Here is a 9,688-nt window from a genome sequence, read left to right as displayed (position 1 = left end):
GTGCGTAGGTCGGGAAAAGAAAAAGACCAGCGTTTCCGCTGGTCAGAGGGTGTTTGCGCCCCCGGCAGGACTCGAACCTGCGGCCAAGCGCTTAGAAGGCGCCTGCTCTATCCACTGAGCTACGGGGGCCGGGTGTGGTGGCCTCGGTCGTGGTGGGCCCGGGTGTGGGCTGGTCCTTGACGTTGCCGGGGACAAGGATAGGGCTCCTGCGGCCTTGTCCTGGTTGCTTCACCTCCGTGGCTCAATGTGGAGGTTCAGTGAAGCGGTCCTGATAATCGCAGGCAGGTACGAATCGTGCACCGCTTTTGCCGTCTCGCGCATCGGGTGTTGTGCACTCGTTATGCCTGGACTGCGCCTACGTCCTAGTCGTCCCTTCCGTCCCTTGTGTTCTGTCGGCGCGCAGACATGCTCATATGCTTCAGAATTCCCCTAAAATTGGGCATTCTTCACATGTGGTGACCTTGGACGTACGGCCTCAGCTGCTCGACGCACTCTCCGCCCTGCGCGACCGTGTCGCCGCCGCACGCTTCCCGCTGCCCCTGCCGGGAGCGCCACGCGCGCGTGCCAACCGCGACGAACTGCTCGCGCAACTCGACGACTACTTGGTGCCCCGACTGAGAGAACCCGAAGCGCCCTTGCTCGCCGTTGTGGGCGGGTCCACAGGGGCCGGCAAGTCGACCCTCGTCAACTCCCTTGTGGGGCGCCGGGTCAGTGAGGCCGGCGTACTGCGGCCCACGACCCGGACACCGGTGCTGGTCTGCCATCCCGAGGACCATCACTGGTTCAGCGGGATGCGGGTGCTGCCCGACCTCACACGCGTGTGGGCGCCCCAACCCGATCCGGGGCAGGACTCCGGCGACGATCTGCTGCTTCCCGGCGAGGACGGGGCACGGGTCCTGCGGGTCGAGACCGCCGAGAGCCTGCCGCGCGGACTCGCCCTCCTCGACGCCCCCGACGTGGACTCCCTCGTCGCCGACAACCGCGTCCTCGCCGCCGAACTGATCTGCGCCGCCGACATCTGGATCATGGTCACCACGGCCGCCCGGTACGCCGACGCCGTCCCCTGGCATCTCCTGCGCACCGCCAAGGACTACCAGGCCTCTCTGGTCACCGTCCTCGACCGGGTGCCCCACCAGGTGGTGTCCGAGGTGTCCCGGCAGTACGGCGCCCTCCTCACCAAGGCCGGCCTCGGAGACGTACCGCGCTTCACCGTGCCCGAACTGCCCGAGTCCGCCTGGGGCGGTGGGCTACTTCCGGCCACCGCGGTGGCGCCGCTACGGGCCTGGCTCACCCAGCAGGCACAGGACCCCGCCAGTCGGCAGCAGGCCATGGCCCGTACGGCGTACGGCGTCCTCGACTCCCTCAAGTCCCGCATGCCCGAGCTGGCCGGCGCCGCCGCCGCGCAGTACTCGGCCTCCCTGCGGCTCACTGCGGCCGTCGACGGGGCCTACGACAGCGAGCACGCGCGCGTGCGGGGGCGTTTGCAGGCCGGCGCTGTCCTCGCCGGTGACGCGTTGAAGAGGTGGCGCGCCTTCCCGCTCGACTGCTCCGCGGGCGAACTCCTCGACGCCCTCGTGGAGAGCCTCTGCGCCCTCCTGCTCTGCTCCGTCACCGCCGCCGACGAACGCGTGGACGACGCCTGGCGCCGCGAACCCGCCGCCGACGCCCCGGGACTGACGGGTCGCGACCCGTCCCAGGAGAGCGTCGAACACCGTGTCGGGATGGCCGTACGGCGATGGCGGCGCGAGCTGGAGGAGTACGCCGAGGAGGAACTGCGCGACCTCGACCGGAGCGCCGCCACGGACGTCGAGGCGGTCGCCGCGCTGGTCGCCACCGCACTGCTGGGCGGCCGACGGGCCCGGTCAGCCGGTGAGGGGCTCGCCGAGCGCATCGGTGCCCACGGCGCCCTGCGACTGCGCGACCGCGGCGGACGACTGCTCGCCGATCACCTGGACCGGGTCATGCACACCGAACGCGAGCGCCGCCTCGCCCCGCTCGACGCACTCGAAGTCCACCCGGAGCCCCAGGCCGAACTCATCGCCGCGCTGTCCGTACTGCAGAAGGAGAGGTGACCGCGGTGACCGCCGTCACTGACCACGACCACCACGACGCCTCGGCCGAAAACGCACCTCCACAGGAGAGCCTTTCCGACACCGACCAGGCCAAAGAGGTAAAGCAGGAAGAGGGAGAGGTAGAGCAGAAGGAGACCGAGAAGGAGAACGAGGAGAAGGACGAGAAGCAGGACGACGGTGCGGAGAAGGGCAGTGAGGGTGAGGCGCCCGAAAGGGACGCCCCCGGGGAGGCCCTTTCCGCCAGTGGTGACGGCGATTCCGACCCTGCCTCCACCTCCGTCCCCGCCTCCGCCTCCAGCTCTCCCTCCACCCACAGGCGCCCCCCTGAGGACACCCCCAAGAACGCCCGCCCGGACCCCCGCCCGGAATCCGAGCCCTCCGGTGCCTGGGACGACGGGCTGATCGCGCGCCGCGTGTCCGAGACGGACCCCCCGCCCGTGCGCGAGACGGTCGTCGAGTCCCGGGTCTCCAGCAGCGTCCCGCAGCCCGTGATGCCCCTGGCGTACGACGGGCCGCTGCGCTCCCGGCTCGACGCGCTCCGCGAACTCGTGGGGCTGTCCCGTACCCGGCTGGACAGCGGAACCCTCGCCGAGGCCGGCCGGGTGCTCGACGAGGCGGCGGCCCGGCGCAGGCTCTCCGGGCAGCACACCGTCGTCGCCATCGCGGGCGCCACCGGCAGCGGCAAGTCCCAGCTGTTCAACGCCCTCGCCGGAGTAGCCATTTCGGAGACCGGAGTACGCCGGCCGACCACCAGCGCGCCCATCGCCTGCAGCTGGAGCGACGGCGCGGCCACCCTCATCGACCGGCTCGGCATCCCCGGACGGCTGCGTCGGCGCCCCCTGCAGAGCGCGGAGGCGGAGGCCCAGCTGCGCGGCCTGGTCCTGGTCGATCTGCCCGACCACGACTCGGCGGCCGTTCAGCACCGCGAACAGGTGGACCGCGTACTGGCCCTGGTCGACGCGGTCATCTGGGTCGTCGATCCGGAGAAGTACGCGGACGCCGTGCTCCACGAGCGCTATCTGCGGCCCATGGCCGGGCACGCGGAGGTCATGTTCGTCGTCCTCAACCAGGTGGACCGCCTCCCCGGAGAGGCCGCCCACCAGGTCCTCGACGACCTGCGTCGACTGCTCGACGAGGACGGCATCGCCCTGGGGGAGTACGGCGAACCGGGCGCCACCGTACTGGCGCTGTCCGCGCTCACCGGGCACGGCATCGGCGAACTGCGCGAGGCGCTCGGACAGTTCGTGGGCGAGCGCGGGGCCGCCGCACGCCGGATCTCGGCCGACCTCGACGCCGCCGCGTGGCAACTGCGGCCCGTCTACGCCACCGGGCGGCGCGCAGGGCTCAGCGAACGGGCCCGGGACGAGTTCTCCGACCGGCTCGCCGACGCGGTGGGCGCCACCGCCGCCGGCCAGGCCGCCGAACGGGTCTGGCTGCGCAACGCCAACCGCGCCTGCGGCACCCCCTGGCTGCGGCTGTGGCGGTGGTGCCAGGACCGGCGTGAACCCTCCACCGGCCGTTTCGCCGTACGCGAGCAACCGGACGAGGAGGCCACGGCCCGCCAGCGCGTCGAGCAGGCGGTGCGTACGGTCGCGGAGCGCGCGTCGGCCGGACTTCCCGCGCCGTGGGCGCTGGCGGTGCGCGAGGCGGCCGTACGGGGGGCACAGGGGCTGTCCGAGGCGCTGGACGAGCTGGCGACGCGCGCCGGGACCCCGTCGGGACGGCCGCCCCGGCCGGGCTGGTGGCCGGTCGCGGTGCTCGCGCAGGCCTCCATGACGATCCTTCAGATCGTGGGCGGGCTGTGGCTGATGGGTCAGATCGCCGGAGTCATGGCGCCGAACCTGGGCGTGCCGGTGCTGCTGATGTCGGTGGGCATCGTCGGCGGGCCCGGCGTGGAGTGGAGCTGCAGACTGGCGGCTCGCGGCCCGGCCCGCCGGTACGGCCTGGAGGCGGAACGGCGGCTGCGGGAAGCGGCGGCCGGCTGCGGCCGGGCCCGGGTCCTGGATCCGGTGGCGGCGGAACTGCTGCGGTATCGCGAGGTGCGGGAGCAGTACGGGCGGGTCACGGGCGCTCGGGCGGTGGTCGGGTGAGTGCGGGACCGATGCCGACCGGAGGGGTTTCGAGGGGAGGGGTTTCGACCCGAGAAGTTTCGGCTTGACGGTTTCTGCCGGAGGCGCGGGGAACCGGCAGGTCGCAAGGGCTGAACCCCGGAGGAGTGACGGGCGAACGGGGCGGAGGTCCCTCGGTCGGGTGACGGAGTTTTCCACAACCGGCCGGTAGTCCACAGGGCTCAGCGGGCTCGGATCGACGGATGCATTCTGGCTTCGCGGCGATCACGACGGACGCGATCGGCGCGCAGCGGCGACCGGAGCGGTTCTCGCGGTCGCCGTGTCGGAGACAGCCGTACGGGACGGGCCCGTACGGGTATCCGCCCGGCGCGAGTGCGCCGGAGCCGGGAGGGGTGGTTCGCGTGAACGAGACGATGGTGTGCGCGGTGGGGAATGTGGCGACGCAGCCGGTGTACCGCGACCTGGCGTCGGGGGCGTCGGCGAGGTTCCGCCTGGCGGTGACCTCGCGCTACTGGGACCGCGAGAAGAACACGTGGACGGACGGACACACCAACTTCTTCACGGTGTGGGCGAATCGGGCCCTCGCGACGAACGTCGGGGCATCGCTGTCGGTGGGCGAACCGGTGATCGTGCAGGGCCGGTTGAAGGTGCGCACGGAGATGCGCGACGGGCAGAGCTGGACGTCGGCGGACATCGACGCCGTGGCGATCGGTCACGATCTCGCGCGGGGTACGTCGGCCTTCCGGCGCTCCGCCGGTCCGCTCAGGGGCGAGGCCTCGGCGACACCCAGTCCCGGACTCAGTCCCGAACCCAGTCCCGAACCCAGTTGGGAGACACCCGTGGCCGACGAGGGCGGTGGCGGGGCGCGACGGCGGGAGCCCGCCGCGGTGACGTGACACCGGGCCGCGGTGGGCGCCGACCGAACTGAGGCTTATCGGTGAACTGACCGGCATCCGGATGATCTTGGCGATAACGATTCCGAGTCGGATCGGTTATTCGATGACAGGACTGGAAAGTGCGGTCCGCCACGTCCCTAGGATGCCCGGCATAGCTCACGGGGCTTCTGATGCTGCTGGTGGGACCGCACCCCCACGTCAACGGGTCCTGTTCGAAGGGGAATTCTGTGTTTTCTTCGTTCTCCGCGCTGTCCGGGCGCGGGCGAGCGGCGGTGGCCCGGCTCGCCGCCGCGACCATGGTGTCCGGTCTCGCCGTCACCGGCGCGTTGGTCACCGCGGGTACCGCCGTCGCGGACGCGACTCCGCAGCAGCAGGGCGGGGCGACCGCCACCATAGGCGGGCTGAAGACGTACGGCACGGCCGTCGTCCACGGGGACGACGGTGACCAGCAGCTGTCCGCCGGCCTGTTCGAGATGTCCGTCGACAACGGGGGCACGCTGCAGACGTACTGCGTCGACCTGAACAACCCGACACAGAAGGACGCCAAGTACCAGGAGACGTCCTGGAGCGGCACCTCGCTGAGCGGCAACAAGGACGCCGGCCGGATTCGCTGGATCCTGCAGAACTCCTATCCGCAGGTGAACGACCTCGCCGAGCTGGCCGCCCGGGCGGGCGCCGCCGGACTCAGCGAGCAGGACGCGGCGGCCGGCACCCAGGTGGCCATCTGGCGCTACTCGGACGGCGCCGACGTGGACGCGGTCGACCCACAGGCCGAGAAGCTCGCGGACTACCTGGAGAAGAGCGCGCAGAACCTCGCGGAGCCCGACGCTTCGCTGACCCTCGACCCGCCCGCGGTCTCCGGCCACCCCGGGGAGCGGCTCGGGCCGGTCACGGTGCACACCGACGCGGACAGCGTCACGGTGATACCGCCCGCCGACGCCGCGACGAGCGGGGTACGGGTCGTCGACGAGGACGGCCGGGCCGTCACGTCGGTGGTCGACGGCGGCAAGGTGTTCTTCGAGGTGCCGGGCAAGGCGCTGGACGGTTCGGCCGCGCTGAGTGTCCAGGCGTCGACCAGTGTGCCGGTCGGCCGCGCCTTCACCTCCGACAGCAGAAGCCAGACCCAGATCCTCGCCGGCTCCAGCGAGTCCACGGTCTCGGCGACGGCGACCGCGAACTGGGCCGCCACGGGTCCCGTCCCCGCGCTGTCGGCGCGGAAGAACTGCGCGAAGAACGGTGTGGACATCACGGCCGCCAACAAGGGCGACGAGGCGTTCACCTTCCAGCTGATGGGCTTCGAGCACACCATCGCGGCCGGGGAGTCACGAACGGTGACGATCCCCTTGCAGGAGGACCAGCCGTACGACTTCACGATTCTGGGGCCGAACGGCTTCGGGCAGCGGTTCGCGGGCGTCCTCGACTGCGCGACCCAGAGCGGCGCCGGTGGGGACGAGGTCCAGACGCTCAGTGAACCGAGCCCGGCCCTGGCGGGCGACACCTCCGCCGACGGCGTCAACCTGGCCGAGACCGGCAGCTCCGGCGCGACGCCGATGATCGCCGGCCTGGCGATCGTCCTGCTGGCGATCGGCGGCGGCGTGGTGCTCCTCGTCGGTAAGAAGGAGCACGGGGCAGGCCACCGGAAGTGAGCGCGAGAGATATCGCACCTTGACAACTCAACAGTGTGTGACCGCACGGTGACCCACTGGGTCACGCCGGCCCCGGCCCGCCCGCCGGGCGCCCGGGGCCGCTGACGTACTGGTTTTCGCCGAGGGGTTGCAGTACGGCAAGATGGTGAGTATCTGCCCACTGCCAGAATTCAAGCTGCCGGACGGTTTCTCTTGGCTGAGTACATCTACACCATGCGCAAGACGCGTAAGGCTCACGGCGACAAGGTCATCCTTGACGACGTGACGCTGAGCTTCCTGCCCGGCGCGAAGATCGGTGTGGTCGGCCCGAACGGTGCCGGTAAGTCCACCGTTCTCAAGATCATGGCGGGCCTGGAGCAGCCGTCCAACGGTGACGCGTTCCTGTCGCCCGGCTTCAGCGTCGGCATCCTCATGCAGGAGCCGAAGCTCGACGAGTCCAAGACGGTCCTGGAGAACGTCCAGGACGGCGCCGCCGACATCATGGGCAAGCTCAAGCGCTTCAACGAGGTCGCCGAGCTCATGGCGACGGACTACTCCGACGCGCTGCTGGACGAGATGGGCAAGCTCCAGGAGGACCTGGACCACGCCAACGCCTGGGACCTGGACGCGCAGCTGGAGCAGGCCATGGAGGCGCTGGGCTGCCCGCCCGGCGACTGGCCCGTCACCAACCTCTCCGGTGGCGAGAAGCGCCGGGTCGCGCTCTGCAAGCTGCTGATCGAGGCCCCGGACCTGCTCCTCCTCGACGAGCCCACCAACCACCTCGACGCCGAGTCGGTGAACTGGCTGGAGCAGCACCTCTCGAAGTACGCGGGCGCTGTCGTCGCCGTCACTCACGACCGGTACTTCCTGAACAACGTCGCCGAGTGGATCCTCGAGCTCGACCGCGGTCGCGCGATCCCCTACGAGGGCAACTACTCCACGTACCTGGAGAAGAAGTCCACCCGCCTCAAGGTCGAGGGCCGCAAGGACGAGAAGCGGCAGAAGCGCCTCAAGGAAGAGCTGGAGTGGGTCCGGTCCAACGCCAAGGGCCGACAGACCAAGTCCAAGGCGCGCCTCGCCCGTTACGAGGAGATGGCAGCTGAGGCCGACAAGATGCGGAAGCTGGACTTCGAGGAGATCCAGATCCCGCCGGGCCCGCGTCTGGGCTCCATCGTCGTCGAGGTCAGCAACCTGTCGAAGGCGTTCGGCGACAAGGTCCTGGTCGACGACCTCTCGTTCACGCTGCCGCGCAACGGCATCGTCGGCATCATCGGCCCGAACGGCGCGGGCAAGACCACGCTGTTCAAGATGATCCAGGGTCTTGAGCCCGCGGACTCCGGCACGGTCAAGATCGGTGACACGGTCAAGATCAGCTACGTCGACCAGAGCCGCGCCAACATCGACCCCAAGAAGACCCTCTGGGCCGTGGTGTCGGACGAGCTGGACTACATCAACGTGGGCCAGGTCGAGATGCCGTCGCGAGCCTACGTCTCCGCCTTCGGCTTCAAGGGCCCGGACCAGCAGAAGCCGGCCGGTGTCCTGTCCGGTGGTGAGCGCAACCGTCTGAACCTGGCGCTCACGCTCAAGGAGGGCGGCAACCTGCTGCTCCTCGACGAGCCCACCAACGACCTCGACGTCGAGACCCTGTCCTCGCTCGAGAACGCCCTGCTCGAGTTCCCGGGCGCGGCCGTGGTCATCTCCCACGACCGCTGGTTCCTGGACCGGGTCGCGACCCACATCCTCGCCTACGAGGGTGACTCCAAGTGGTACTGGTTCGAGGGCAACTTCGAGTCGTACGAGAAGAACAAGGTGGAGCGGCTCGGCGCCGACGCGGCCCGTCCGCACCGTGCCACCTACAAGAAGCTGACCCGGGGCTGATCTTGCGGCACATCTACCGCTGCCCGCTGCGCTGGGCGGACATGGACGCGTACGGCCACGTCAACAACGTGGTCTTCCTCCGCTACCTGGAGGAAGCCCGTATCGATTTCCTGTTCCGCCCGGACAAGGATTTCCAGCAGGGGTCCGTGGTGGCACGCCATGAGATCGACTACAAGCGGCAACTGGTCCACCGGCACTCGCCCGTGGACATCGAGTTGTGGGTCACGCGGATAAGAGCGGCGTCGTTCACGCTCACCTACGAGGTCAAGGACCCGGACCAGGTGTACGTCCGGGCCTCGACCGTCGTGGTGCCGTTCGACTTCGCGACGCAGCGTCCGCGCCGCATCACCTCCGAGGAACGGGAGTTCCTGGAGGAGTACATGGACTCGGACAAGGCCGAAGCCAAGGTCAAGGCCGACGATGAGGGCGGGGCCGTCGCCGCATGACGGTCCTGCACCTCGCCGACGAGGGGGAGACGGCGGACCTCGCCGCCTTCCTCGCCCGGCTGCTCCACTACGACCGTGGGGCAGCGGTGCGCCTCCAGGCGGCCGGGACCACACTCGCCGTGTTCGGGCGGCCCCCGTCCTTCGAGGTCCTCGCGATCCGGACGGCCCGGCTCACCAAGCCCTACGAGAACGGACTGGACGTCGCCCTCGACGTCACCGTGTCGGCCGGTGAACTCCTGGAGACGGTGGACGAGTCGGCCGCCACCCTCACCGTCCCCGGATCCGTGACCGGTCCGCCCTGGGCCGGGGTGCTGCCCCCGCGCGGTGGCTGGCGGCCGGAGCCCGGCCTGCCCGAACCGGACGCGCTGCGCGCCATGGTCGCCGCTGCGGTCGCCGAATTCCGGTCCCGTACGCAGGAGTTGGCGGCCGAACTGCGTACCCGCGCCGAACTCGACCGGATCGGACGCGAGATCTGGACCCGGACGGTGGGGGACACCCCCCTGCCGGTGCGGGCCGTCCACGCGGCACAGTCCCTGGGCTTCCTACGGCCGGCGCAGGCCGGTCGGACAGCTGCGGAGGCGCCGCTCGCGCTGGTCTCGGCCGGGGCATGGCTGCGCCTGCGCACCCCCTACGGCTCGATCGCCGTACGCAGGGCGGGACTCGGGTCGCTGGACGTCAGCGTCCGCTGACGGCTCGCCCGGC

General features: G+C 70.4%; 7 protein-coding genes and 1 tRNA gene. 7 read left to right on the top strand and 1 reads right to left on the bottom strand.

Annotated features, from left to right (window positions below):
- Positions 1 to 56 precede the first annotated feature (56 nt).
- Positions 57 to 129 (bottom strand) — tRNA-Arg (locus tag PV734_RS44230).
- A gap of 323 nt (positions 130 to 452) precedes the next feature.
- Between PV734_RS44230 and PV734_RS44225 the strand changes: the two genes are divergently transcribed.
- From PV734_RS44225 to PV734_RS44195, 7 genes are all read left to right on the top strand, one after another.
- Positions 453 to 2,072 carry a dynamin family protein gene (locus tag PV734_RS44225; protein WP_319090050.1) on the top strand — a complete coding sequence of 540 codons (1,620 nt, stop codon included), beginning with the start codon at positions 453 to 455 and terminating at the stop codon, positions 2,070 to 2,072.
- 5 nt (positions 2,073 to 2,077) lie between these two features.
- Positions 2,078 to 4,162, top strand: a complete 2,085-nt coding sequence (locus tag PV734_RS44220) for a YfjP family GTPase (protein ID WP_319090049.1) — start codon at positions 2,078 to 2,080, stop codon at positions 4,160 to 4,162.
- Between the two features lie 380 nt (positions 4,163 to 4,542).
- Positions 4,543 to 5,037, top strand: a complete 495-nt coding sequence (locus tag PV734_RS44215; RefSeq protein ID WP_319090048.1) for a single-stranded DNA-binding protein — start codon at positions 4,543 to 4,545, stop codon at positions 5,035 to 5,037.
- 227 nt (positions 5,038 to 5,264) lie between these two features.
- Positions 5,265 to 6,683, top strand: coding sequence for a Cys-Gln thioester bond-forming surface protein (locus PV734_RS44210; RefSeq protein ID WP_319294891.1), 1,419 nt, complete (start codon positions 5,265 to 5,267; stop codon positions 6,681 to 6,683).
- Positions 6,684 to 6,875: 192 nt separating this feature from the next.
- Positions 6,876 to 8,540, top strand: coding sequence for an energy-dependent translational throttle protein EttA (gene ettA, locus PV734_RS44205; RefSeq protein ID WP_319090046.1), 1,665 nt, complete (start codon positions 6,876 to 6,878; stop codon positions 8,538 to 8,540).
- A 2-nt stretch (positions 8,541 to 8,542) separates the two neighbouring features.
- On the top strand, positions 8,543 to 8,986 hold the full coding sequence (locus tag PV734_RS44200) for a thioesterase family protein (protein WP_319090045.1): 444 nt from the start codon (positions 8,543 to 8,545) through the stop codon (positions 8,984 to 8,986).
- A complete protein-coding gene (locus tag PV734_RS44195; protein WP_319090044.1) occupies positions 8,983 to 9,675 on the top strand; it encodes a hypothetical protein in 693 nt (230 codons plus the stop codon). The genes PV734_RS44200 and PV734_RS44195 overlap by 4 nt, the downstream gene beginning before the upstream one ends.
- Positions 9,676 to 9,688: the final 13 nt, after the last annotated feature.

This window comes from Streptomyces sp. AK08-02 (genome assembly GCF_033795085.1).
GTDB lineage: Bacteria > Actinomycetota > Actinomycetes > Streptomycetales > Streptomycetaceae > Streptomyces > Streptomyces echiniscabiei.
This window is presented reverse-complemented; position numbering and strand designations above follow the sequence as displayed.